The 24,474-nt window shown below is 72.9% G+C and carries 24 protein-coding genes; 8 read left to right on the plus strand and 16 right to left on the minus strand.

Going from position 1 to position 24,474, the window contains the following annotated elements:
- On the minus strand, positions 1-927 hold a 927-nt coding region (locus AQI88_RS43085), incomplete at its 3' end, for a DUF6777 domain-containing protein (RefSeq protein ID WP_208615792.1).
- A gap of 293 nt (positions 928-1,220) precedes the next feature.
- On the opposite strand from AQI88_RS43085, the gene AQI88_RS15400 reads away from it, so the two are divergent.
- Entirely contained in the window at positions 1,221-2,510 is a 1,290-nt protein-coding gene (locus AQI88_RS15400) for a streptophobe family protein (protein ID WP_107118566.1), read from the plus strand.
- Here AQI88_RS15400 and AQI88_RS15405 read toward each other — a convergent pair.
- From AQI88_RS15405 to AQI88_RS15420, 4 genes are all read right to left on the minus strand, one after another.
- Entirely contained in the window at positions 2,507-3,478 is a 972-nt protein-coding gene (locus tag AQI88_RS15405; protein WP_066998391.1) for a serine/threonine-protein kinase, read from the minus strand. The two genes, AQI88_RS15400 and AQI88_RS15405, sit on opposite strands and share 4 nt — an antisense overlap.
- On the minus strand, positions 3,475-4,038 hold the full coding sequence (locus tag AQI88_RS15410) for an SH3 domain-containing protein (RefSeq protein ID WP_066998394.1): 564 nt from the start codon (positions 4,036-4,038) through the stop codon (positions 3,475-3,477). Before AQI88_RS15410 ends, AQI88_RS15405 begins: the two co-directional genes overlap by 4 nt.
- Positions 4,026-6,380 carry an FHA domain-containing protein gene (locus tag AQI88_RS15415; RefSeq protein WP_066998397.1) on the minus strand — a complete coding sequence of 785 codons (2,355 nt, stop codon included), beginning with the start codon at positions 6,378-6,380 and terminating at the stop codon, positions 4,026-4,028. The genes AQI88_RS15410 and AQI88_RS15415 overlap by 13 nt, the downstream gene beginning before the upstream one ends.
- 84 nt (positions 6,381-6,464) lie before the next feature.
- The gene (locus tag AQI88_RS15420) at positions 6,465-6,875 is read right to left on the minus strand and encodes a hypothetical protein (protein WP_066999140.1); all 411 of its coding nucleotides are present in this window, start codon (positions 6,873-6,875) and stop codon (positions 6,465-6,467) included.
- Positions 6,876-7,190: 315 nt separating this feature from the next.
- Here AQI88_RS15420 and AQI88_RS15425 point away from each other — a divergent pair, with 315 nt between their 5' ends.
- Entirely contained in the window at positions 7,191-7,571 is a 381-nt protein-coding gene (locus AQI88_RS15425; protein ID WP_066998400.1) for a nuclear transport factor 2 family protein, read from the plus strand.
- 376 nt (positions 7,572-7,947) lie between these two features.
- Here AQI88_RS15425 and mgrA read toward each other — a convergent pair whose 3' ends face one another.
- Positions 7,948-8,940: an L-glyceraldehyde 3-phosphate reductase gene (gene mgrA / locus AQI88_RS15435; protein WP_066998407.1), complete on the minus strand. Its 993-nt coding sequence runs from the start codon at positions 8,938-8,940 to the stop codon at positions 7,948-7,950.
- Positions 8,941-9,051: 111 nt separating this feature from the next.
- Between mgrA and AQI88_RS15440 the strand changes: the two genes are divergently transcribed.
- From AQI88_RS15440 to AQI88_RS15450, 3 genes are all read left to right on the plus strand, one after another.
- Entirely contained in the window at positions 9,052-9,966 is a 915-nt protein-coding gene (locus AQI88_RS15440; RefSeq protein ID WP_066998414.1) for a LysR family transcriptional regulator, read from the plus strand.
- 67 nt (positions 9,967-10,033) lie between these two features.
- The gene (locus AQI88_RS15445; RefSeq protein WP_066998417.1) at positions 10,034-11,527 is read left to right on the plus strand and encodes a carotenoid oxygenase family protein; all 1,494 of its coding nucleotides are present in this window, start codon (positions 10,034-10,036) and stop codon (positions 11,525-11,527) included.
- Between the two features lie 27 nt (positions 11,528-11,554).
- Positions 11,555-12,070 (plus strand): mycothiol transferase, encoded by a 516-nt coding sequence (locus AQI88_RS15450; RefSeq protein ID WP_107118567.1) that lies wholly within the window; start codon positions 11,555-11,557, stop codon positions 12,068-12,070.
- Here AQI88_RS15450 and AQI88_RS15455 read toward each other — a convergent pair.
- From AQI88_RS15455 to AQI88_RS15470, 4 genes are all read right to left on the minus strand, one after another.
- Complete coding sequence (locus AQI88_RS15455; protein ID WP_066998422.1) at positions 12,052-13,122, minus strand: adenosine deaminase; 1,071 nt, start codon at positions 13,120-13,122, stop codon at positions 12,052-12,054. The genes AQI88_RS15450 and AQI88_RS15455 overlap by 19 nt on opposite strands.
- A 62-nt stretch (positions 13,123-13,184) precedes the next feature.
- Complete coding sequence (locus AQI88_RS15460) at positions 13,185-13,577, minus strand: VOC family protein (protein WP_066998424.1); 393 nt, start codon at positions 13,575-13,577, stop codon at positions 13,185-13,187.
- A 188-nt stretch (positions 13,578-13,765) separates the two neighbouring features.
- Positions 13,766-14,695, minus strand: coding sequence for a M48 family metalloprotease (locus tag AQI88_RS15465; RefSeq protein ID WP_066998425.1), 930 nt, complete (start codon positions 14,693-14,695; stop codon positions 13,766-13,768).
- Positions 14,695-15,063, minus strand: coding sequence for a BlaI/MecI/CopY family transcriptional regulator (locus tag AQI88_RS15470; protein ID WP_066998427.1), 369 nt, complete (start codon positions 15,061-15,063; stop codon positions 14,695-14,697). Before AQI88_RS15470 ends, AQI88_RS15465 begins: the two co-directional genes overlap by 1 nt.
- A 254-nt stretch (positions 15,064-15,317) precedes the next feature.
- Here AQI88_RS15470 and AQI88_RS15475 point away from each other — a divergent pair, with 254 nt between their 5' ends.
- Both AQI88_RS15475 and AQI88_RS15480 read left to right on the plus strand, forming a co-directional pair.
- The gene (locus AQI88_RS15475) at positions 15,318-16,406 is read left to right on the plus strand and encodes a bile acid:sodium symporter family protein (protein ID WP_066998430.1); all 1,089 of its coding nucleotides are present in this window, start codon (positions 15,318-15,320) and stop codon (positions 16,404-16,406) included.
- 48 nt (positions 16,407-16,454) lie between these two features.
- On the plus strand, positions 16,455-16,913 hold the full coding sequence (locus tag AQI88_RS15480; RefSeq protein WP_066998432.1) for a pyridoxamine 5'-phosphate oxidase family protein: 459 nt from the start codon (positions 16,455-16,457) through the stop codon (positions 16,911-16,913).
- Positions 16,914-16,926: 13 nt separating this feature from the next.
- On the opposite strand, the gene AQI88_RS15485 is transcribed toward AQI88_RS15480, so the two are convergent.
- The 4 genes from AQI88_RS15485 to AQI88_RS15500 all read right to left on the minus strand — a co-directional run bounded on the left by AQI88_RS15485 (position 16,927) and on the right by AQI88_RS15500 (position 20,873).
- Positions 16,927-17,835: an aldo/keto reductase gene (locus AQI88_RS15485; RefSeq protein WP_066998434.1), complete on the minus strand. Its 909-nt coding sequence runs from the start codon at positions 17,833-17,835 to the stop codon at positions 16,927-16,929.
- A gap of 40 nt (positions 17,836-17,875) precedes the next feature.
- Complete coding sequence (locus tag AQI88_RS15490) at positions 17,876-19,198, minus strand: aldehyde dehydrogenase family protein (RefSeq protein WP_066998435.1); 1,323 nt, start codon at positions 19,196-19,198, stop codon at positions 17,876-17,878.
- A 122-nt stretch (positions 19,199-19,320) separates the two neighbouring features.
- Positions 19,321-20,523 (minus strand): RNA polymerase sigma factor, encoded by a 1,203-nt coding sequence (locus AQI88_RS15495; RefSeq protein WP_066998436.1) that lies wholly within the window; start codon positions 20,521-20,523, stop codon positions 19,321-19,323.
- Entirely contained in the window at positions 20,523-20,873 is a 351-nt protein-coding gene (locus AQI88_RS15500) for a YciI family protein (RefSeq protein ID WP_066998449.1), read from the minus strand. The genes AQI88_RS15495 and AQI88_RS15500 overlap by 1 nt, the downstream gene beginning before the upstream one ends.
- A 147-nt stretch (positions 20,874-21,020) precedes the next feature.
- Here AQI88_RS15500 and AQI88_RS15505 point away from each other — a divergent pair, with 147 nt between their 5' ends.
- On the plus strand, positions 21,021-22,067 hold the full coding sequence (locus AQI88_RS15505) for an acyl-CoA dehydrogenase family protein (RefSeq protein ID WP_066998454.1): 1,047 nt from the start codon (positions 21,021-21,023) through the stop codon (positions 22,065-22,067).
- Positions 22,068-22,643: 576 nt separating this feature from the next.
- On the opposite strand, the gene AQI88_RS15510 is transcribed toward AQI88_RS15505, so the two are convergent.
- The gene (locus AQI88_RS15510) at positions 22,644-23,180 is read right to left on the minus strand and encodes an HXXEE domain-containing protein (protein ID WP_066998457.1); all 537 of its coding nucleotides are present in this window, start codon (positions 23,178-23,180) and stop codon (positions 22,644-22,646) included.
- A 31-nt stretch (positions 23,181-23,211) separates the two neighbouring features.
- A complete protein-coding gene (locus AQI88_RS15515; RefSeq protein ID WP_066998460.1) occupies positions 23,212-24,354 on the minus strand; it encodes an LLM class flavin-dependent oxidoreductase in 1,143 nt (380 codons plus the stop codon).
- Between the last annotated feature and the right edge of the window lie 120 nt (positions 24,355-24,474).

Raw genomic sequence — 24,474 nt, forward strand, 5'->3', positions numbered from 1 at the left:
CTGGTTCTGCTGGTTCTGCTGGTGCTGGTTCTGCTGGTTCTGCTGCTGCTCGTGGTCGTGCTTGCCCGGATTCTGCGGGTTCTGCGGCTTCTGCGGATTCTGCGGCTCGCCCGGCTTCTGCTGCTGCTCGTGGTCGTGCGGCTTCCCGGGCTTGTGCGGCTCGCTCGGCTGCCACGGGGCCTGCGGCGGTTGGACGTGCTGGTCGTGGCGGCCGGTGTCGCCGGTGTGACGGTGGAACCAGTCGTCGCGGTGGGTGTCGTAGACCACGAAGACCTTGACAACGATGGGCGCGGGCACCACTACGACGAGCTTCGAGGGTTGGTACGACGCCCAGTGGTCCCCGGTCGGCTGCAGGGCGATGTGCTGGGCGACCGGCGGGGTGAGGGGGTTGCCGCAGGCGCAGCGGACCCGGGGCACGCCGTGCCCGTCGACCAGAACGGCGGTGCCCGCCTGGAGGACCGCCTGGTAGCTGGTGGGCGCGCCGTCGCGGTAGCCGTGGTTGGTGACACGGGTGTCCGAGCGCAGCTGAACAGAGGTCAGCGAGCGCAGATAGGCGGGAACGCCCGAGGCCCTGACGCCGGCCACGGTGGCGAACGCCCCGCTCTTGGCCGGGTCGGCCTGGAGTGCCTTGATCTGCTTCTCGACGTCGCAGCTGGATGTTTTCTGAGTGCCCCCGTACAGGCCCGGCGTCCCGCCGTCCACGCCTTGCACCTGGCTGATCGCCCCGGAGGAAGCGCCGGGTGTGGGGGACGTCCCTTGCGGGACTGAACCCTCCTTCACCGTCGAGTCCGTATAGGGGTCGGGGCCCTTGTTGGCCGCGGACTGGAGGAACACCTCGCCGCCCTTGGCCGTACCGCCGCCGCCGAAGCGGGTGAAGACCACCGCCAGCACCACGGCGGCGACCACGGCGACGGTGAGGACCGCCACGCGCGGCGCGGACCTCCACCATGGCAAGTGAGGCCCTCCCGCAGCGGAGCCGCCGAGGGGCGGCGGGGGCGGGCCGGAGGGCGGTTTGGACGGGCCTGACAGAGGGCCGGAGGGCGGCCCGCTGGGGTTGCCGGAGGACGGCGGTTCGACACTCACAAGCACTCCTTCCCGTCGCAATGCGCGGCTTCTGTCGATAAATGTGATATTGGAGGCTTTTTTTCCATTGTGCGCCCTGGCCCGGCCCCCCTGGCAAGCCGACGCCGGACGGCCCACCCAGCAGGCGGCGTGCCCGGATGCTGCCTAGCGTGGCTGGCGTGAGCCCTCCGACCGTCTCCGCGCGGCCCGTCGCCCGCCACGGCTGGGGGCAGGCCGTGGCGGCGGTGCTGACCGGGCTGGCCGTCATGGTGGTGCTCGCCGCGCTCGGGCTGTGGGCGGCCGGAGCGGCGGATCTGCCGGACGGGGCGTTCGCCCGGGTGGTGGTGGCGACCGTGGTGACCGCGGTCGGCGGCACGCTCGAACTCTCCGGGAACGCGGGCGAGCTGGCGCGGACCCGGGCCGGTCTCACCGTGCTGCCCCTGTCGGTGACCCTCGCCGGTGCCCTGGTGATCGGCGCGGGCTTCCTGCGGCCGCTGCGGCACCGGGCGGTCGCCTCGGCCGGGGAGCTGGCCGGCTGGGCCGCCCGGTTCGCGGTGCTGTGGCTGCTCGCGCTGATCGGTCTCGGCCTGGCCGCGCGGGACACGTTCGCCGTCGACGTGGGCAACGGCACGCTCAGCGATCTCAGCGACCTGTTCGGTCTGGCGCCGAAGGTCGGGTTCACCACAGACGTGCCGCTGACCGTGCTGTTCGGACTGCTGTGGCTGGCCGGGGTGCTGGTGCTGGCCCTGCTGGTCGCGCCCGGCGCACCGCTGCCGGGGCGGCTGCTGCGCTGTCATGAGTCGGTGCGCCCGGCGGCGCACGCCATGGTCGTGCTGCTGCTCGGTTACGTGGTCGCGGGACTCGTCGTCGCGCTGGTGTCGGCGGCGACGCGCGGGCAGCCCGCCCAGACCTTCGCACTGATCCTGCTCGGCCTGCCCAACCTGGTCTGGCTCGCCCTCACCCTCGGCCAGGGGGCCACCTGGCACGGGCGCGTGGACGGCCCGTTCGGCCTGCCGATGCCGCATGTGCTGGACGAGATCCTGCGCACCCCCGGCATCGCCACGCTGAACCTGCGCACGCTCACCGAGTACGACAGCGGGATGTGGTGGCTGGTGGTCACGGACGTGGTGCTGCTGACGGCCGTCGCCTTCGGGATGGCGGCGCGTTCCCCGGCGCGCGTGCGGGCCTGGCAGCACGCCGTGCACCTGGGCGTCGCCCTGGCCCTGACGGTGTTCATGGTCTGTCTGCTGTGCCGCATCTCGGCCCACTACGGCCTGCCCCTGCTCGGCATCGGCGATCTGGGCGGCGGCCTGTCCGGGGAACTGCTCCTCAGGCCCCGGCTGTGGCAGGCGGTGGGCCTGGGCGCCCTGTGGGGGCTGGCTGCCGGCTTCCTGGGCGCGCTGCTGGCCCGGCCGCTGCGGCGGCGGGGCGAGGCCGGGACGGCCTAGCCGAGGACGGGTCCGGCCCATCCCGGCGGCTGTGGGGGTGCGACCGCGTCCCTGGTGTCCGCCTCCGGGGGCGGTGGGCCGGCGCCGGGGCGGGCGGCCGGGGCGGAGCGCAGGGCGGCGACGAAGCCGAGGCAGGTGTCGTAGCGGGCGTCCGGACTCTTGGCGAGGGCCCTGGCGAAGACCGCGTCGACGGCCGGGGGCAGGTCGGGGCAGGACCCGCTCGGCGGGGGCGGCTCGTCGTACTGGTGGGCCCACAGCAGAGCCATGTCGTCCTCGCGCTGGAAGGGCGGGCGTCCGGCCAGGGTCTCGTACACGACGCAGGCGAGGCCGTAGACGTCGCAGCGGCCGTCGACGGGCCGGCCGGAGATCTGCTCCGGGGCCACGTAGTCGAGGGTGCCGACGAACTGGCCCACAGTGGTGAACCCGGTCAGGGACAGCGACTTCTTGGTCAGGCCGAAGTCGGTGAGGTAGACGTGCTCGGGGTGGTCGCTGTCGGTGCCCCGGGCGACCAGGACGTTGCCGGGCTTGACGTCGCGGTGGACCAGACCGTGCTCGTGGGCGGCGTCCAGCGCGGAGGCCACCTGCGCGGCGATGCGCACGGCGGCCTCGAAGGGCAACGGCCCGTGCTCGTCGAGGAGATGACGCAGATCGCTGCCGGAGACGTACCGCATGGCGATGTAGAGCACGTCGTCCGTCTCGCCGGCCTCGAAGACGGGCACGATGTGCGGATGGTCGATCGCGGCCGCCACCCGGGACTCGTGGATGAACCGCTGCCGGAAGGTGTCGTTGCGGGCGAGTTCCGGGGCGAGCAGCTTGAGGGCGACCGTGCGGTCCAGGCGCAGATCGCGGGCCCGGTAGACGACGGCCATGCCGCCGCGGCCGACCTCGCCCTCGACCAGGTAGTTCGCCACCTGGCACCCGATCAGTTGCGAGGGCCTGCCGGAGGACAGGCTGGTCCGGCGCGTCATGAGGGCTCACCCTTGGGGGCGGCGAGCCGGGTGGGGGCGTGCCCGATGTCCTCGCCCGCCGCTGTCCGGTCGGTGGCGTACGTGCTCAGGTGCCGCCCGTCGCCGTACAGCCAGCGTCCTTCCTCCGGGTCGTAGACCCACATGGACTCGCCGTCGACCACGAGGCCGATCCGCAGTTCACGGGTACGGTCCTGGAAGGACTCCCCGTCAAGGCCGCCCCCCGCCAGCTCCTCCACCGCCGAGCGGTAGTCGGCCAGGGCCTCCTCGACACTGGCCAGCAGGGGGCGCGGGTCGACAGCCGTGGCGGGCGCGGCGTCGGCGACGGGCGGGTCCTGGGGTACGGCGACCAGGTGCCGGCCGTCGACCCAGGCGGCCCAGCCGTTGGCGCAGCGGATGTGTCCCCAGTCGCCGAGCCGCTCCACCAGCTGTACGGGCAGCAGCGGATCGAGGGGCACCGTGGGCCGGGCGGGGTCCGGGGCCTCCCAGGCGGGCATGCCGTGGGGCGGGACGACGTGCGTGGGCCGGAAATCGGCGGTCCGCGGGTGCGTCAGTTTCGGCATCGCGCCGCCTCCTTCCGCATCACCACGGGTTCGTGCCGCCGCAGCAGCCGGGCGACCATCAGGCCGTAGCCGGCGGACAGCACCGGCAGCATGGCCAGGTTGAGCAGCCAGACGCCGGCCACGTGCCGGAACAGTGGGTCGGAGGTCAGGTCGCCGGGCACGAGCCGGGCGAGCCCGATGGTGCCGGCCATCGCGCCGAGCGCCCAGCGGGAGGGCACCAGCCAGGAGATCTGCTGGAGGACGGGCTCGCCGTGCAGCGGGAGCAGCGCGCCGCAGAAGACGACCTGGACGACGACGAGCAGCACCAGCAGCGGCATGGTCACCTCCTCCTTGCGTACGAGCGCCGAGATCAGCAGGCCGAGCGTCATGGCCGCGAACGCCAGCAGGGCGACGGCGACGGTGATCTCGGCCAGGGGAGGCAGCAGGACGCCGCCGGGCGTGTTGAGGTCGACGCCGACCAGGGCGACCAGGGTGAGGACGACGGCCTGGACGACCGTGACGGTGCCGAGCACCACGACCTTGGACATCAGGTACACCGCTCTGGACAGGCCGACGGCGCGTTCGCGCCGGTAGACCACGCGTTCCTTGACGAGTTCGCGCACCGCGCCCGCGGCACCGGTGAGCACGCCGCCGATGCACAGGATGAGCAGCGTGTTCAGCGCGGTGGTCTGGGTCAGCTTCCCGCGCGCGAGGGCCCGGGCCATGGCGCCCATCACGAACGGCAGGCCGACCATGACGGCGAGGAAGGTGCGGTCGGCGGCGAGGACGGCCGTGTAGCGGCGGATCAGGGTGCCGAGCTGGGCGCCAGGGCTGCGGGGGCGGGGCGGCGGCGCGGGGGCGGCCGGTGCGGAGTCCGGGCGGCGGGGCTGGGTGCCGGCCTCGGTGACGTAGCGCCGGCGGAACGGCGATGCCTGGTACTCCCCCGCCCAGTCCCGGTCCTGGTCGCGCTCGAAGGCCTCGAATGCCTCCGGCCACTGCTCGAAGCCGAAGAAGGCGAGGGCGTCGTCGGGCTGGCCGTAGAAAGCGATCCGACCGCCGGGCGCGAGAACCAGGAGGCGGTCGCAGACGCCGAGGCTGAGGACGCTGTGCGTGACGACGATGACGGTGCGGCCGTCGTCGGCGAGGCCGCGCAGCATGTGCATCACCGACCGTTCCATGCCGGGGTCGAGGCCGGAGGTCGGCTCGTCCAGGAAGAGCAGCGAGGGCTTGGTGAGCAGTTCCAGGGCGACGCTGACCCGTTTGCGCTGTCCTCCGGAGAGGCTGTGCACGGGCTGTCCGGCGCGGTGTTCGAGGCCCAGTTCCCGGATCACCTCGTCCACCCGGGCCCGCCGTTCGGTCTGGTCCGTGTCCTCGGGGAAGCGCAGCTCGGCGGCGTAGCAGAGGGCGGCGCGCACGGTGAGCTGGGGGTGCAGGATGTCGTCCTGCGGGACCAGGCCGATGCGGTGGCGCAGTTCGGCGTAGTCGCGGTACAGGTCGCGGCCGTCGTACAGCACGGTGCCGTGGTCGGCGGGCCGCTGTCCGGTCAGGGCGTTCAGCAGCGTGGACTTGCCGGCGCCGCTCGGTCCGACGACGGCGAGCAGGCACTTCTGCCCCACCGGGAAGGAGACGTGGTCGAGCAGGACCTTGCTGCCGCGGTCGACGGCGACCGTGAGGTCCTGTACGTCCAGGGAGATCTCGCCGGTGTCGACGTACTCCTGGAGTTCGTCGCCGACCAGGCAGTACGTGACGTGCCCGATGCCGACCAGGTCACCCGGGCCTGTCGGGGCGCGGGTGACGGGCCGGCCGTTGAGGTAGGTGCCGTTGTGGCTGCCGAGGTCGACGATCTCGTGGCCGCCGTCCGCGCGGGCGCGCAGCTCGGCGTGGTGGCGGGAGACGGTCAGGTCGTCCACGACGAGGTCGTTGTCGTCGGCCCGGCCGATGCGGATCGTGCGTGCGGGCAGCGGCCGTACGCTGCTCGGGGAGCGGTAGGTGCCGGTCAGCTCGGGATGCGCGACCGCCGAGGGGCGGCCGGGGGCGGGCGGGGGCCGCCCGGTGAGGACGGCGCAGGGGCCGTCGTCGGGGTTGCCGAAGCGGATGACGCTGCCGGGGCGGACCTTCCAGGCGTGGATGCGGCGGCCGTCGGCGTAGGTGCCGTTGGTGCTCCGCGCGTCTTCGAGGGTCCAGCGGTCGTGGTCGCTGCGCAGCACCGCGTGGTGCCACGAGACCCGGGCATCCTCGAACACGATGTCGCTCGACGGATCACGCCCTACGCGGTAGTCGTGGCCCGGGCTCATCACCGTGGAGCCCGTGTCGGTCTCCAGAACGAGTTCGCGCGCTGTCGGGGCGACCGGTCGCTCCGCCATGGCAAGAATTCTACCGATTTGCCCATATGCGTGCTCGCGCGGCTCGGGCGGTCCGGGCACGTGAGGTGCCCGCCGTGGCACGTGTCAGGCGACGGGTACGACGAGCGCCGGGAGGGTGCGCTGCATGCGCAGCGCGTCGACGGACTCGGCGAGCAGTTCGTACTCGGTGGTCTCGTCGCTGGCGGCGATCCGCACCAGCCTGCCGCCCGCCAGCTCCTCCGCGACCAGCTCCTGCCCGCCGGCGTCGGCACACCAGGCGCGCAGCAGTGCAGGGACGTCGGCCACCGTGTCCGCGACCGGGACGAGCGCACCGGCCGGGAAGGCGGGATCCTGCGGGCTCGGGTCGAGCCGCTCGGCGATCCAGGATGCCCGGTCCCGCAGCCACCACAGGGCCAGCGCCAGGGTCGGCGCGCGGTAGGTGCCGAGCGGTACGCCGATGCGCTGTCCGCCGCACACGCCGTACGCGGTGACATGGCACAGGAATTCGTCGTGCACGATCACTCCCCCGAACGCATCGCTGATGTGCCGGCCGTGGCCTCGCTTTCCGTGCGGCTCCTGTGCGGTGAAGTGCCCCTGGCGTTCGAGTATCGCCACTCCCGAAACACTGTCACCATGCCTTTCCGGCCAGTCTCTTGGCATATTCCGCGCCCGTTCTGGCCAAAAATGCGCGAGGTGTGCGACGCCCTGGCATTACCCGGGAGGTAATCGACCCGCCCCGCCTTTACCCGGCATGGTGTTCACACCGGATCGGCGAACACCCGGATCCGGCTCCTGACCAGCAGATACGACCTCGATGGAGGCTGATTCGCCATGACCGTGAACACCGAAGGTTACGAGAGCGCCGTCGCCCGTTACTTCGAGGCCTGGAACGCCACCGAGCCGGAGGCCCTGACGAAGGCGGTCGCCGCGGCCTGGACCGCGGACGGCAGCTACACCGACCCGCTCGCCGACGTCCGCGGGCACGAGCAGATCGCGGCCGTGATCGCCGCGGCCCACGAGCAGTTCCCGGGGTTCGCGTTCCGGCTCACCGGCGCGGTGGACGGGCACCACGACACCGCGCGCTTCTCCTGGGAACTGGTGAACGAGGCGGACGGCTCGGCGCCGGTGGCCGGGTTCGACGTGATCACGCTGGACGGCGAGGGCCGCATCCGCCAGGTGCTGGGCTTCCTGGACCGGCTGCCCGGGGCCTGAGGCCCGGGCCGCGACGGGTTTCCCCGCTCGCGGTGATCAGGCTGGGGAAAAGCCCGCGGCACGGATCCACGGGCCGCCCGGAAAAGATCACCGCGAGCGGCACCGCGGGGAAAGTGAACGAGGAATTCACCGCGGTGCTGGGCAAAAGCCCGGAGACGGGCGACTGGACGTATGTGGTCCGTCCGCGGTCCGCGGAATTCTTCGGCGCATGAAAGCCGAGGTGAGCGGCTCAGCTCCGGACCGTCTCCCGGTAACGGCGGGGTCGACGGTGCGTTTGAAGGCAATGCCGTTGACAGCTCAAGACCGTCCCGCACTAAGCGGCGGCCACCAGCTCACCGGGCAGCTCCGCCTGACGGCCTCTGGCCGCCGGGCGTTCTCAGCCCTTCACGATCGCGTCGATCCGCGCCATCTCCTCGGCGTCGAAGTCCAGGTTGCGGATCGCGCCGACGCTGTCCTCGATCTGCTGCGGGCTGCTCGCGCCGACCAGGGCGGAGGTGACCCGGCCGCCGCGCAGCACCCAGGCCAGCGCCAGCTGGGCCAGGGTCTGGCCGCGGGACTTGGCGATGTCGTCCAGGGCGCGCAGCCGGCCGACCAGGTCCTCGGTGACCGCGTCCGACTGGAGGAAGGGGCTGTCGCTCGCGGCCCGGGAGTCCTCCGGGATGCCGTCGAGGTAGCGGCCGGTGAGCAGGCCCTGCTCCAGCGGGGAGAAGACGATGGAGCCGACCTGGAGCTCGTCCAGGGCGTCCAGCAGGCCCTCGTCCTCGGGGCGCCGGTCGAGCATCGAGTAGCGCGGCTGGTGGATGAGGAGCGGGGTGCCGAGTTCGCCGAGGATGCGGGCGGCCTCGCGGGTCTCCTCCGCCGAGTAGTTGGAGACGCCGGCGTAGAGCGCCTTGCCCTGCTGCACCGCGGTGTGCAGGGCGCCCATCGTCTCCTCCAGCGGAGTGTCCGGGTCGGGGCGGTGCGAGTAGAAGATGTCGACGTAGTCCAGGCCCATCCGCGCAAGGCTCTGGTCGAGCGAGGACAGCAGGTACTTGCGCGAGCCCCATTCGCCGTACGGGCCGGGCCACATCAGATAGCCGGCCTTGGTCGAGATGACCAGCTCGTCGCGGTACGGCGTGAAGTCGGCCTTCAGAGCCTCGCCGAGCGCGGACTCGGCGGCGCCGGGCGGCGGCCCGTAGTTGTTGGCCAGGTCGAAGTGGGTGACACCGAGGTCGAAGGCGCGGCGCAGGATGGCACGCTGGGTCTCGACGGACCGGTCGGGCCCGAAGTTGTGCCACAGGCCGAGCGACAGCGCGGGAAGCTTCAGTCCGCTGCGCCCGGTGCGCCGGTAGGGCATGTCGGCGTAACGGTCGGGGTGTGCGGTGTACAACGCGACTCCAGAAGGGTTGGCACACGGTCTACCGGTGCCACTCTTCCGCGAGCCGCATGCAGCGGTCCAACAGAAGAATCCGATGGAATTGTGCGGCTAGGCTTCTCAATCATGGAACTGCGTCATCTCCAGCACTTCGTCGCGGTCGCCGAGGACCAGCACTTCACCCGGGCAGCCGAGCGCCTCATGGTGTCCCAGTCCGGCCTGTCCGCCTCCATCCGGGCCCTGGAGCGGGAGCTGCGGGCGCCGCTGTTCGTGCGCACCACCCGGCGGGTGACGCTCACCGAGGCGGGGCGCGCGCTGCGGGCGGAGGCCGAGCGGATCCTCGCACAGGTGCGTTCGGCGCACGAGGCGGTGGCCGCTGTGCAGGGCGTGCTGCGCGGCACGCTGGCGCTCGGCACCGAGCAGTGCATCGCCGGGGTGCATGTGGCGAGCCTGCTGGCCGCCTTCCGGCGGCGCCACCCGGACGTGGAGATCCGGCTGCGGCAGGCCGGCTCGGGCGCCCTGGCCGAGGAGGTCGCGGCCGGGCGGCTGGACATGGCCTTCGCCTACCGCACCCAGGCGGACAGCGACCAGCTGCGCTCGGTCTCGCTGACCAGCGAGCCGATGACCGTCCTGTGCCACCCGAGCCACCGGCTCGCCTCGCCGGGCGCGGCGCTCACGGCTCAGGATCTGGCCGGTGAGGTCTTCGTGGACTTCCACCCGGACTGGGGTCCGCGCCGCACCACTGACGCCGCCTTCACCGCGGCCGGCGTCCGGCGCACGGTCGCCCTGGAGGTCAACGACGTGCACAGCCTGCTCGATCTGGTCGACGAGAACCTCGGCATCGCCGTCGTACCGCGGCACTTCCGGCACAAGCGGCCCGCGCTCACGGCACTCCCGCTGAAGGGCACGGGCGAGGCGGAGTACGAGACCGTGGCCCTGCTGCCGCCGGAGCGGGCCACCAGCCCTGCCGCCCGCGCGCTGGTAACCCTCCTCGAAACAGGGGGGTTGGCACCACCCCAGGACGGTCCTCAGGCCTCCTGATTCCGGCCGCCCGCCGCCGCAGACTCGTACTCGTCGGCCACGTCAACGGCGAGCAGGAGGACGGAAGATGGCAGAGCACACACGGCGGACGGTGCTGCGGGGCGCGGCCGGGATCGCGGCGGCGGGCGCGCTCGTCGGGACGACCGGACCCCAGGCTGCGGCCCGGCAGGTGACGGGGCGTCACCATCCTTTCCTGGAGGGCGCATTCACGCCGGTCACCGAGGAGCTGACGGCCTTCGACCTGCCGGTCACCGGCCGCATCCCCCGCGAGCTGAACGGCCGCTTCCTGCGCAACGGCCCCAACGTCCTCGGCCTGGAGGACCCCCGCGCGCACCACTGGATGCTCGGCGAGGGCATGGTGCACGGCGTCCGGCTGCGCGACGGGAAGGCGGAGTGGTATCGCAACCGGTGGGTGCGGTCCTCCCAGGTGGCGAAGAAGCTCGGCGAGCCCTACCCGGGTCCGGTGCCACCGGACGACTTCCCGTGCAACACGCATGTGATCCCCTACCGGGGGCGGATCCTCGCGCTGCAGGAGAGTGGCCCGCTGCCGTACGAACTCGACGGCGAGCTGAACACGGTGGGCACCCACGACTTCCGGGGCACCCTGGAAGGGGCGTTCACCGCCCACACCAAGTACGACGCGCACGCCGGGGAACTCCACGCGATCGCCTACTACCCGGCCTGGGACCACGTCCGGCACCTGGTCGTGGACCCCGCCGGGCGCGTCTCCCGCACGACACGGATCCCGGTGGCGGACGCGCCGATGATGCACGACTTCGCGCTCACGGAGAAGCACGTCGTCGTCTTCGACCTCCCGATCACCTTCGACCCGGCCGCCGCCGAACGCGGCGACCCGGTGCCGTACGTCTGGAACCGCGAGCATCCGACCCGGGTGGGGGTCATGCGGCGGAGCGGCGGCCCGGTGCGCTGGTTCGGCATCGACCCGGTCTTCTCCTCGCACACCCTCAACGCCTACGACGAGGGCTCGTCCGTGGTCGTCGACCTGACGACCTATCCGGCGCCGTTCTACGTGGCCGGGCGGGGCTCCGACGGGCCGTACGGGGCGGGCACGGCGCAGCTCGAACGCTGGACGATCGACCTGCACCACGGGCGCGTACGGCAGCGGGTCCTGGACGACCGGCCGCAGGAATTCCCGCGTGTGAACGAGGCGTTGGTCTCCCGTCGGCACCGCTACGGCTACTCCGCCGCGGCCGCCGACATGACGCTCGCGTATCTGACCCCCGACGGCGGCAACCCGCCCGACCGGGCCTTCTCCAACGCGCTCATCAAGCACGATCTGCTGCGAGGTACGCCCCAGGTGCACCGGCTGCCCCGGGACGCGGCGGCGGGCGAGGCGGTGTTCGTACCGAGGGATCCGGGCAGCGGGAAGGCGGCAGAGGACGACGGATACGCGCTCGCGTACGTCCACAATCCCGACCGGGGTGCCGCCGATCTGGTGATCCTCTCCGCGCAGGACTTCACCGGCGAGCCGGTGGCGCGGGTGCAGCTGCCGGGACGGGTCCCGCTCGGCTTCCACGGGAGCTGGATTGCGGACGCATGACCGCACGCGATGCGCGATGGTGGACGCATGCATGCTAAGGACATCCTCATCGACGGCTACGGCCGCATCCAGGAAGAAGTCCATGCCGCCCTCGACGGCCTCGGACCGGACGGGCTGCACTTCCGTCCGGACCCCGGCGCCAACTCCATCGCCTGGCTGGTCTGGCACCTCACCCGGGTGCAGGACGACCACATCGCCGACGCCTTCGACCTCGACCAGGTGTGGCTGTCCCAGGACTGGCAGAAGCGCTTCGGCCTCGACCTGCCCCGCCACGACACCGGCTTCGGACACAGCCCCGCGAAGGTCGCGAAGGTGCGGGTCGAGTCGGCCGACCCGCTGACCGGGTACTACGACGCCGTCCACGAGCAGACGCTCGGGGCCCTGCGCGGCCTCGCCGCCAAGGATCTCGAACGCGTCGTGGACGAGCGCTGGGATCCCCCGGTCACCCTGGGCGTACGCCTGGTGAGCGTCCTGTCCGACGACCTACAGCACATCGGACAGGCCGCCTACCTGCGGGGGCTGTTTCAGAGCGCGGCCGCGTAACCCGGCAGGACCACGTCCTCGATGAGGGCCTTGCGCTCGTCGAACGGGATGAACGCGCTCTTGAGGGCGTTCACGGTGACGGTGCGCAGGTCCTCGACCGTCCAGCCGGCCTCCTCGACCAGCAGGGACATCTCCCGGGTCATCGTCGTCCCCGAGACCAGCCGGTTGTCCGTGTTGAGGGTGACCCGGAAGCCCAGGTCCTTCAGCGCGGTGATGGGGTGCTCGGCGATCGAGGTGGCGCAGCCCGTCTGGAGGTTGGAGGTCGGGCACATCTCCAGGGCGATGCGGCGGTCGCGCACCCAGCCGGCCAGGCGGCCGAGCTTGCCGTCCACGATGTCCTCGGTGAGGCGCACGCCGTGGCCGATGCGCTGGGCGCCGCACACCTGGAGGGCCTGGTGGATGCTGGGCAGGCCGTGCGCCTCGCCGGCATGGATGGTGAAGGGCACGCTCTCGCGGCGCAGGTGCTCGAAGGCGGCCAGGTGGTCGGCGGGCGGGAAGCCGTCCTCGGCACCGGCGATGTCGAAGCCGACGACACCGGCGTCGCGGTAGGCGACGGCCAGCTCGGCGGCCTCGCCGACGCGGTCGAACATCCGCATGCCGCAGAGCAGGGTGCCGACGCGGACGGGGGTACCGGCGGCGGCCGCCTTGGCCATACCGGCGGCGAGGCCCTCCTGCACGGTCTCCACGACCTCGTTCAGCGTCAGCCCGCCGTTGACGTTCAGCTCGGGGGCGTAGCGCACCTCGGCGTAGACGACACCGTCGGCGGCGAGGTCGAGGACGTACTCCTCGGCGACACGCAGCAGGCCTTCGCGGGTCTGCATGACGGCGAGGGTGTGCTCGAAGGTGGCTATGTAGCGGACCAGATCGCCGGAGTTGGCGGCCTCGAAGTACCAGGCGGCCAGCTCGTCGGGGTCGGTGGTGGGCAGGGTGTGCCCGACCGCGGCCGCGAGCTCGACGACGGTGGCGGGGCGCAGGCCGCCGTCGAGGTGGTCGTGCAGGACGGCCTTGGGCAGGCGGCGGATCACTTCGGCGTCTACGCGCGTAGCAGTCATGGCGGGTCTTTCTTTGAGCGGGCGGTTCGAAGCGGTGGTGGGAGCGTGCGGCGGGGAGAGGCTCAGTCGGCGGGCTGGAGCAGGTCCCAGCGGTTGCCGTAGAGGTCCTGGAAGACGGCGACCGCGCCGTACGGCTCGTGGCGCGGCTCCTCCAGGAAGGTCACGCCGGCGGCGGTCATGCGGGCGTGGTCGCGGGCGAAGTCGTCGGTGTGCAGGAAGAACCCGACCCGCCCTCCGGTCTGGTCCCCGATCCGGGCCTGCTGGTCCCCGCCCTTGGCGCGGGCGAGCAGCAGTCCGGTGCCGTTGCCTTCCGTGCCGGGTTCCACGACGACCCAGCGGGAGCCGTCCGGCCGGGGCGCGTCCTCGGCCAGCCGGAATCCGAGGGCCTCGGTGTAGAAGCGGATGGCCTTGTCGTAGTCGTCCACGACGAGGGTGACCAGGGCAACGCGTCGCATCGGGGCCTTCCGGTGGGGGTGGTTAGCGGGAGAGGTTATACGTAAAACCCCGCAGGCGCCAGTCATCTTCGCGGGCGTCTGCCGCAGGGCCTGAGCGAGGCGGTTCGGCTGTACCGGTGAGGGGCGTTTCGGCGCTCGCGGGTGTGGGTTCGCGCGGGTCCGGGCCCGTGCTGTCCCGGCGGCGCCGGTCAGGGCCTCTCGTCGCCCTGGGCGACCTCGACGCGGTGGTGGAAGTCGGCCATCCCGGTCACGGAAGCGACACAGGAGACGACGGTGCAGGCGAGCAGGAGGGCGGCGATGCGGCGGCCGGCCCGGTGGGGGGCGCGGGGTGCGGCCAGGAGGGCCTGGACGCGCTGCGGTACCGGGCCCGTCGTCGCGGCGGCGGCGAAGTCGGGGCGCTCGGAGCGGGCGGCCTGGCCGGCCAGGGCGGCCCGGGCGATGGCCCGGGCGGTCAGGCGCCGGTCGCCGACGCTGGCGGCGGCGGCCTCGTCGGCGGCGCGCTCGACGGCGAGGCGGATCGTCTCGCGGACCGGGCGCAGGGCGGGGTGGCAGTGGGCCGCGAGTTCGGCGGCGGCGAGGAAGTAGTGGTGGCCGCCTTCGTTGTGCGCCCGCTCGTGCGCGAACAGCGCCTCCCGCTCGGGGCCGTCGAGGCTGCGCAGCATGGCGGTGGTGACGACGATGCGGTGCGGGCGGCCGGGCAGCGCGTACGCGTCGGGACGCGGCGAGTCCACCACGCACAGGTCGCCCGCGACGGGTCCGCGCCCGGCTTCGGTGCGGGCGGCCCGGAAGGCGCGGGTCTGGTGCAGGACCGAGCGGACGAGGGTCCAGCCGCACACGGCGAGGGCGCCGACGGAGGTCGCGGCGGCGGGCAGGACGACGAGGTCGGAGGCGGTGTGCAGCGGGTGGACCAGTTCGCCGAGGGCGGCGAACAGCGGCAGTTTGAGCAGGCCGGTCAGGACGAACGCGCCGAGCGCGGCCAGCGAGCAGCCCGCGAGGACGACCGCACAGCCGGTGACCGCCCACAGCGCGGCCGCCGGGGCGAGCCGGGCGAGGGCCCGCCGGGCCAGTGCCGGGAGCGCGAACGGCAGCAGCAGCGGCAGCAGGAGCAGTGCGGTCATCAGGCGTCGGATTCGAGCAGGTCCCGCAGGATGCGCTCGTCGTCGGGGCTGAGCTGGGCGACGAAGCGGGCGAGGACGGTCTCGCGGTCGCTGTCCCGGTCGAGTTCGGTGTGCATCCGGCGGGCGGTGAGGCCCTGGGCGTCCTGGAGGGGGAAGTAGGCGTAGCCACGGCCCTGGCGCTGCCGCTCGACCATGCCCTTGTCGTGCAGGCGGGTGAGGATCGTGGTCACCGTCGTACGCGCGAGGTCCGCGCCGAGGCTCAGCTGGACCTGGCCGGCCGTCTGGGGCGCGCCGGCGGCCCAGAGAGCGGCCATGACGCTCGCTTCGAGTTCGCCGGCCGGCCGGCGTTCGTCCTTGTCGTCGGTCATGGGAACGTTCCTCACCCCGTCTTCGTCTACAGTTCGGAAGACCGTCTACACGATTGTAGTCAGCCGGGTGCCGTCCTTCGGCCGTGCGCCCGCACGCCCATTATGAAAGGGGCCGCCGACGATGTCCGAACGGCTGTGTGGAAACCGCCCGCTGCCTTCCCTCGACGGCTCCTGTCTGTCCCACGCGGCGCACGTCTTCGCGATACGCACCTTCCGTCTCAGCCCCGCCCCGACGACGGAAGAGCCCCTCCCCCATGCGCGCCCTGTTCCCTCACCCCTCGGTGCCGTCCGCGCACCAGGTCCACGGCCTGCTCAGGCACCGTCTCGGCCGGGCCGTGGCCGTGACGTACGCCGCCGCCGCGCTGCTGCCCGGCCCGGGACTGTGGCTGCGGCACCCCCATACGGCCGACTTCGCCGGCCTCGCTGAACTGCGGCTCGCCCTGCCGCAGCTTCTGCTGGCGCTGGTCCTGTTCAGCGCGGGGCTGCAGGTTCCGCTGCGGGAGCTGGGGCTCCTGGTGCGCCGTCCGGCCGCGCTGCTCGCCGGACTCGCGCTGCACGTCCTGGCGCCGCTGCTGATCGTGCCCGGGGTCGCGCTCGCGCTGCGGCAGTCGCCGGACCAGGACGGCGGCAGCGGCATGGTGACCGCGATGATCCTGGTCGTCGCCATGCCGGTGGCGGCCGGGGCGACGGTGTGGACCGCCAGAGGCGAGGGGGACCAGCCCACGGCCGTAGGAATGGTCCTCGCCTCCACCCTGGTCAGCCCGCTGACGGTGCCCCTGACACTGGCCACGCTGGGCCCGCTGCTGCACGGTTCCTACGCGGGCCGGCTGGCCGCCACCGCCTCGGCCGCCGGGAACTCCTTCGCGCTCACTTCGGTGGTCCTGCCCTGCGGACTCGGCCTGCTGGGCCGGCTCGCGCTGCCTGCGGGCGCCCGCGACCGGCTGCTCGGCGCGGTGGTGCCGACGGCGCTGCTGGGCTCGCTCCTGCTGACGTACCTCAATGCCAGCGGGGTCCTGGGCCCGTTCCTGCGGCATCCGCGTCCGGTCCTGCTCGTGGCCGCGCTCGCCGTGGCCGCCACCGTGTGCGGCCTGTCCTTCACCGTGGGCGGCCTCACCGCGCGGCTCCTGCGGCTGGACGCGCGGGCCGGCGCCTCGGTGACGCTGGCCTGCGGGATGAACAACAGCAGCGCGAGCGCCGTGCTGATCACGACGGCCCTGCCCGACCGCCCGCAGATCCTGCTGCCGGTGCTCGCCTACGGGCTGTTCCAGAAGGTGGCCGCCGACCGGGTCGTACGGAGCGCGGCGCCGAGTCGGCGCCGGGGAGTACCAGGGCTGCGGACCTAGGCCGAAGGCCTCAGGTGCGGTGCGGCGGCCGCCGGTAGCGTTCCGGGCATGAAGATCACCGCACCGGCCCGCACCGCAGGGCAGCGCAAGCACGACGTACTGGCCCGTCTGGAGCAGGAGGTCGACATCTGGGTGGCCACGGCGGACGCGCACGGGCTGCCGTGTCTCGTGCCGCTGTGGTTCGTCTGGGACGGCAAGTCGCTCTGGCTGTCCACCCGCGGCACCAACCCCACGGGCCGTAATCTGCGCGACGGCGGCCGGACCCGGCTGGCCCTCGGGCACACCCGCGACGTCGTGCTCGTCGACGGCGAGGTGCGGGCCTTCGGCGCGGCGGACGTGCCGGAGGCGGCCGCCGACGCGTTCGCGGCGAAGACCGGCTGGGATCCGCGCACGGACAGCCCGTCGTACGCCTACTTCCAGGTGCGGCCGCGCGCGATGCAGGCGTGGCGCGAGGAGCACGAACTGCGCGGCCGGCATCTGATGCGGGACGGTGTGTGGACCGTGTGAGGGCGAGGACTGCTCAGCCTGTCTGCGTCCGCGCCTTGTCGAGCCGTGCCAGTTCCTCGTCGGTGAGTCGCAGCGCGCCCGCGGCGACGTTCTCGACGAGATGGTCGGGGTTGCCGGTGCCGGGGATGGCGAGGACGTGCGGGCCCTGGTGCAGGGTCCAGGCGATGCGGATCCGGGCGGGGCTCACGCCGTGCGCGCGGGCGACGGCGAGCACCTCGTCCTCGTGCTGCGTCCCGGCGGCGCCGCGCTCGCCGCCCTCGCCGGCGACCGCGTAGAACGGTACGAAGGCGATGCCCAGCTCCCCGCACATCCGCAGCAGTTCGTCGGCCTCCGGATCCGGGGCGTCCACCGCGTACCGGTTCTGCACGGACACCACAGGGGCGATCTCGAGCGCCTCGGCCAGGTGCCGGGGTGCGACGGCGGAGATCCCGAGGTGGCGGATCAGGCCCGCCTCGCGCAGCTCGGCGAGGGCGCCGAAGTGTTCGGCGACGGAGTCCTGGCGCATCCGGCGCAGATAGACGACGTCGAGGTGGTCGCGGCCGAGCTGGCGCAGGTTCTCCTCGACGTGCCCGCGCAGTTGGTCGGGCCGGGCCGAGGTGGCCCACTGACCGGAGCAGTCGCGGAAGGGGCCGACCTTGGTGGCGATGACCAGGTCGTCGGCGTACGGCGCGAGGGCGGTGTTGATGAGTTCGTTGGCGGAACGCAGGGCGGAGAAGTAGAAGGCGGCCGTGTCGATGTGGTTCACACCGAGTTCGACGGCCCTGCGCAGGACGGCGATCGAGCGGGCGCGGTCGCTGGGGGTGCCGAGGTGGAAGGCGGCGCTGCCTGTCAGCCGCATCGCGCCGAAGCCGATGCGGTGGACGGGCAGGCCGCCGAGGTTCCAGGTGCCGGAGGCGTCCGCGGTGATCGTTTCAGCAGTCATCGGCGGAGTTTCGCACATCCCGCCCCCGGCACCAGGGAGTTCAGTTCATCGGCTTGGCCAGCACGGCCTTGCGGTGGCTGAACGTCTCGATCGAGTAGCGCCCGTGATAGCTGCCCATGCCACTCTCCCCCACGCCGCCGAACGGCAGGTCGGAGACGGTGAGATGGGCGAGCGGCAGGCCGTAGCCGAGTCCGCCGGAGGAGGTTTCGGCGGCGATGCGCCCGCGGGTCTCCTCGGACTCGGTGAAGACGTACAGCGCGAGCGGCTTGTCGCGGTCGTTGATGAAGGCGATCGCCTCGTCCAGGCCGGGCACGGTGACGATCGGCAGGATCGGGCCGAAGATCTCCTCCTGCATCACGGGCGAGGCGGGGTCGACGTCCGCGAGCACGGTCGGCGCGATGTACTTGACCGTGCGGTCGCCGGCGCCGCCGACCGCGACCCGGCCGGAGTCGAGCAGGGCGGAAAGCCGGTCGAAGTGGCGCTCGTTGACGATCCGGCCGTACTCCGGCGAGGCCTGCGGGTCGGTGCCGAAGAGGGCCTCGACGGCGCGGACCAGCGCGCCCTCCAGGGCGGCGGCGGTCGCCGGGTCGGTGAGGACGTAGTCGGGGGCGACGCAGGTCTGGCCGGCGTTGAGGAACTTGCCGCGCGCCAGCCGGTCGGCGACCACGTCGACGTCGGTGTCCCGGTCGACGAACACCGGGGACTTGCCGCCCAGTTCGAGGGCGACCGGGGTGAGGTGCTCGGCGGCGGCGCGCATCACGATGCGGCCGACGGTGCCGTTGCCGGTGTAGAAGATGTGGTCGAAGCGCTCGGCCAGCAGGGCCGTGGTCTCCGGGACACCGCCCTCGACCACGGCGACCGCGTCGGTGTCGAGGTGGGCGGGGATCAGCTTGGCCAGGGCGGCAGAAGTGGCCGGGGCCAGTTCGCTCGGCTTGGCCACGACCGCGTTGCCCGAGGCCAGCGCGCCGACCATGGGGGCAAGCAGCAGCTGGGCCGGATAGTTCCAGGGGGCGATGACGAGGACGACGCCGAGGGGGTCGTACTGCGTCCAGGCCGTCGCGTCACCGCCGAGGTGCGCCGGGACGGGCGCGGACTCCGGGCGCAGCCACTCGTCCAGGTGGTCGAGGGTGTGGTCGATCTCCCGGATGGTGAAGTCGATTTCCGTGCGGTAGGCCTCGGTGCTGCTCTTGCCCAGGTCGGCGTGGAGGGCGGCGGCGAGGTCGGCGCCGTTCTCCGTGAGCATCGTGCGCAGGCGCCGGAGCTGGCCGGTGCGCCACTCGACGGTCTTGGTGCGGCCGGTGCGGAAGGTGGCGCGCAGTCGGGCGACGACGTCGGCGGGCTGCTCGGGCGTGGAGTGGTTCACGGGTGCCTCGCTGGTGGTGCACGGGCTGGTCGGCCCGGGCCCAGGGTCTCGTAGAGTCAGATGTATATGCCAACCTTTCAGGTGCCCAAGTAAATTCCGGCGGTCGGCAGAGGTGACGAGGGTCACGTCGTCCGGTGGTCGAGGTCCCGTCGACACCGGTCCAGATACGCCCGCTCGGCTGCGCTCTCGGCCAGTTCGGCGGCCCTCGCGTACTCGCCCGCGGCCTCGGCGGGCCGGTCCAGGCGGCGCAGCAGGTCGGCGCGGATGGCGTGCAGAACGTGGTAGCGGGGCAGGTCGAGGGAGTCGACCAGGTCCAGGGCCTTGGCCGGGCCCGCCACCTCGGCCACCGCGACCGCCCGGTTCAGTGCGACGACCGGCGTCGGGGCGAGGGCCGTCAGCTGGTCGTACAGGCGCAGGATCTGGCCCCAGTCGGTGGCGGCGGCGGTCGGTGCGTCGCTGTGTACGGCGTTGATCGCGGCCTGGATCTGGTACGGACCCGGCCGGTCGCGGCGCAGGCAGCGGCGGACCAGGCCTTGGCCCTCGGCGATCAGGGAGCGGTCCCACAGGGCGCGGTCCTGCTCGGGCAGCGGCACCAGGACGCCGTCCGCGTCCTGCCGGGCCGGCCGGCGCGCCTCGATCAGCAGCATCAGCGCGAGCAGGCCGGTGACCTCGGGTTCGTCCGGCATCAGCTCGGCCAGCAGCCGGCCGAGGCGCACGGCTTCCGTGCACAGGGCGGGATCGCCGGTGTAGCCCTCGTTGAAGATCAGGTAGACGACGGCGAGGACGCCGCCGAGCCGGTCCGGCAGATCGGCGTCGCGCGGCACGCGGTACGGGATGCCCGCGTCGCGGATCTTGGCCTTGGCCCGCACCAGGCGCTGGGCGAGGGTCGGCTCGGGGACCAGGAAGGCGCGGGCGATCTGGGAGGTGTTCAGGCCGCCGAGCAGGCGCAGGGTGAGGGCGACCCGGGACTGGAGGGCGAGCGCGGGGTGGCAGCAGGTGAAGATCAGACGGAGCCGGTCGTCGCGCACGGGGCTCTCCTCGGGCGCTGCGTCGGGCGCGTACAGCCGGGCGGCCTCGGCGTGCCGGGCGTCCCGGGAGGACTCGCGGCGCAGCCGGTCGACGGCCCGGTTGCGTGCGGTGGTGATGATCCAGCCGGCCGGGCTCGGCGGTATGCCGGTCTCCGGCCACGTGCGTACAGCGGTGGCGAAGGCGTCCTGCACCGCTTCCTCGGCGAGGCCGATGTCACCGAGGAAGCGGACGAGGACGGAGACCGCGCGCCCGTACTCGGCGCGGAAGACGGCCTCGATGTCGGGCGCCTCGCCCATCAGTGCCGGTCCACGAACGGCCGTACCTCGATGGGGAGGGTGGTCGCCAGGGCGGCCTTGCGCCCCCACTCCAGCGCCTCGTCCAGGTCGGCGGCCCGGATCAGGCAGAGCCCGCCCAGGTACTCCTTGCCCTCGGCGTAGGGACCGTCGGTGATGAGGACGTCGCCGTCTTGGGGGCGGAGCACGGTGGCGGTCTCCGGGCCGTGCAGTCCGCCGGCGAAGACCCAGGCCCCGGCCGCGCGCAGTTCGTCGTTGAAGGCCTCGACGTTGCGCATGATCTCGGCGAGCGCGTCGGGGGCGGGGGGCTGTCCCCCGGTCGGCTGGACCACGCTGAGCAGGTAGTGCTTCATGACGTCCTCCTGGGCTTCCTCCCGGGCGTCTTCCCGGTGTCGGGGGTGTCTGTCACCTCCTACACGAACGGCCGAAGCCCGGATCGACACCCCGCCCCACCGATCCGGAAGAAAAAATCGGCGGCGATCTTCGGAAGAATCTCCCGCATGACCGACACCGCACATCCGCTCGTCACCCGCGCCCGGCGGCTCGCCGCCGAACTGCTCGTCCCCGAGGCCGAGCGGGTGGACCAGGAGGGCGTCCCCGCGAGCCACATCGAGGCGGTGAAGCGGTCCGGGCTGCTGGGCGTGGTGGCACCCGTCGAGTACGGCGGCTCCGGCGCGCCGCCGGCCGTGCTGCGACAGACCGCGGAGATCCTGGCCGGGGCGTGCTGCTCGACGTGGTTCGTGCAGACGCAGCACCACACGCCGGTGCAGACCCTGGCGCAGAGCGAACTGTCCGTGCGGGAACGGCTGTTGGGCCCGCTGTCGCGCGGTGAGCAGCTGTCCGGGGTGGCGTACGCGCACCTGCGCTCGCATCCGCGCGTCCCGGTGCGGGTCCGGCGGGCGGGCGACGGGTGGCGGTTCGACGGGACCGTCCCCTGGTACACCGGGTGGGGTCTGAACGACGTGATGCTGCTCGCCGGGGTGACCGACGCGGACGAGGTGCTGTTCGCCTTCGTCGAGGCACGCGACCAGCCGGGGATGCGGGCCTCGGCCCCGCTGCGCCTCGCGGCCCTCACCGCCGCCCGCACGGTGTCGCTGGAGCTGGCCGGCCTGCGGGTGCCCGACGAGGCGGTGGCCCTGCGGACGCCGTACGAGCGGTGGGCGCCCGGCGACCGGGCCAGGACGCTGAATGCCAACCCGGCGGTCTTCGGCATCGCCGAGGCCGCGCTGGCCCTGCTGGACGAGGAGCCGGCCGGCCCGCTCCGCGCCCGCCTCGCCGATGTCCGCCGCCGCGCCTACGCCCTGGCCGACCACCCGGTGCCGCACGAGCGGGCCGAGGAGCGGCTGGCCGCACGGGCGCAGGCGTTCGAGGTGCTGGGTGCGGCCACCACCGCGGCGGTGGTGGCCGGCGGCGGCCGCGCGATGGCCCTGACCAGCCGCGCCCAACGGCTGGCCCGCGAGGGCCTGTTCCTGCTGGTGCAGGGGCAGACGCCCGAGACCCGCCGGGCCCACCTGCGGGCACTGGCCGAGGGCGCGAGCGGCGCGTGAACCGCAAGCCGGTGCAGCGATCAGCGGCGATGGGCTACACGGCGCGCCAGCGCGTGCGTGCCCGCCGTGGCGGCCGCGGCGAAGGCAAGGCCCTGGAGTGCGTCGCGTGGGCGGGTGGGGCCGAGGACCCCGGCCCGGCGCAGGCGACCGCGGGCTCAGAGCACCAACGACACAACCACCCGCACAACCCGCGAACCGAAAACCCTGCCCCCCCTCACCAGCAGCACGCCAGCACATGCGTCCCCACCGCAGCAGCCACAGCGAAGCCAACGCCCCAGAACCCGTCCCGCACCCCGGCGGCACAGTGAACCCCGACCCAACCCAGGCAACCACCAGCCCAGAGCACCAACGACACAACCACCCGCACAGCTCGTGAACCGAAAACCCTGCCCCCCTCACCAACAGCGCCCCAACACATGCGCCCCCACCACGGCAACCGCAGCGAAGCCAACGCCCCAGAACCCGTCCCGCACCCCGGCGGCACAGTGAACCCCGACCCAACCCAGGCAACCACCAGCCCAGAGCACCAACGACACAACCACCAGCACAACCCGCGAACCGAAAACCCTGCCCCCCTCACCAACAGCGCGCAACACGGCGCGCCAGCGCGTGCGTGCCCGCCGTGGCGGCCGCGGCGAAGGCAAAGCCGTGGAGTGCGTCGCGTGGGCGGGTGGGGCCGAGGACCCCGGCCCGGCGCAGGCGACCGCGGGCCCAGAGCGTGAACGGAAGGACGACCAGCGGGGTGGTCACGGAGCCCGGCGTGTACCCGCGGAACGCGGCCGCCTGGGCCAGGTGCACCACGCCGTGCAGGCCGAAGGCGTTGAGCGCGGTCCGGTAGACGGCGGAGCGTCCGCCGGTCCGGTGTCCTTCGGCGGCGGCAGCCGCGACCACGACGGCCATCGCGCCGACGGCGGTGGTGAACTCGCGTCCGTCCACTGCCTCCAGTTGCCGCCACGCCCTCTCCGGCACCCGGGGAAACCTCTTGCGCAGCTCCGGGACTCGCGCCCGCACCCACCGCGGCACCATGACCACTTCCTCGGCGTCGTGCACGGCCCAGGCGGCCAGCAGCCCGAGGGTGACGGACGCCCCCACATCCAGCGGTTCTCGTGTCATGAACCCGCAGTCTGCCAGGCCGAGTTGCCGCTCAGCTCGCGAACGGCACCTGGGCCGAGGACGCGGCCGTCTCACCGTCGGGGTGCCGCCACAGCCCCTGCGCAGCCAGCCGGGGCAGTACGCCCTCGCCGAACCAGTACGCCTCCTCCAGGTGCGGATAGCCGGAGAGCACGAACTCGTCGATGCCGAGGGCGTGGTACTCCTTGATCCGCTCGGCGACCTCGTCGTGGCTGCCGACCAGGGCCGTGCCGGCGCCGCCGCGCACCAGGCCGATGCCGGCCCAGAGGTTGGGGTGGATCTCCAGGCCGTCGCGGCTGCCGCCGTGCAGGGCGAGCATGCGCTGCTGGCCCTCGGACTCGCTGCGGGCCAGGCCCTCCTGGACGGACCGTACGGTCTCCGCGTCGAAGCCGTCGAGCAGGCGGTTCGCCTCGGCCCAGGCCTGCTCGGAGGTGTCCCGGGTGATGACGTGCAGCCGGATGCCGAAGCGCAGGGTACGGCCGTGCCCTGCGGCCAGTGCCCTGAGCCGGGCGATTTTCCCGGCGACCTGCGCGGGCGGTTCTCCCCAGGTCAGGTACACGTCGACGTACCGGGCGGCGATCTCTTGAGCGATGGGCGAGGAGCCGCCGAAGTACACCTCGGGCACCGGATCGGGCACCCGGCTCAGCTTCGCGTCCTCCACCTGGAGGTGCTGCCCGTGCAGGTCGACGCTCTTGCCCTCCCACAAGTCCCGGACGATGTGCAGGAATTCTCCGGTGCGGCGGTAACGGTCGTCCTTGTCGAGGAAGTCGCCGTAGGCCCGCTGCTCCTGGCTCTCGCCGCCGGTGACCACGTTCAGCAGCAGCCGTCCGCCGGTCTGCCGCTGGAAGGTGGACGCCATCTGCGCGGCGAGCGTCGGCGAGACGAAGCCGGGCCGGAAGGCGACCAGGAACTTCAGCCGCTCGGAGTTCTGGCTGACCATGGCGGTGGTCAGCCACGCGTCCTCGCACCAGGCCCCGGTCGGGGTGAGCGCGCCGACGAACCCCAGATCCTCGGCGGCCCGGGCGATCTGGCTCAGATAGGCCACCGTCGGCGGCCGGTCCCGGCCGGAGGCGGTGGCTGGGGTGCCGTGACCGCCGCCGACGACGTGCCGGCTGTCACCGTTGGTGGGCAGGAACCAGTGGAAGGTGAGGGGCACGTGGGGTCTCCGATCAGAGCAGGCCGTGACGGGCGGCCGGGTGCGGCGCGAAGCGCCTGGTCGAGGGGTGGTGGTCGGGCGACGGACGAGCGGGTGCGGGCACGCGGAACTCCCGTTGCG

The sequence above is a fragment of the Streptomyces cellostaticus genome, from assembly GCF_001513965.1.
Lineage (GTDB): Bacteria > Actinomycetota > Actinomycetes > Streptomycetales > Streptomycetaceae > Streptomyces > Streptomyces cellostaticus.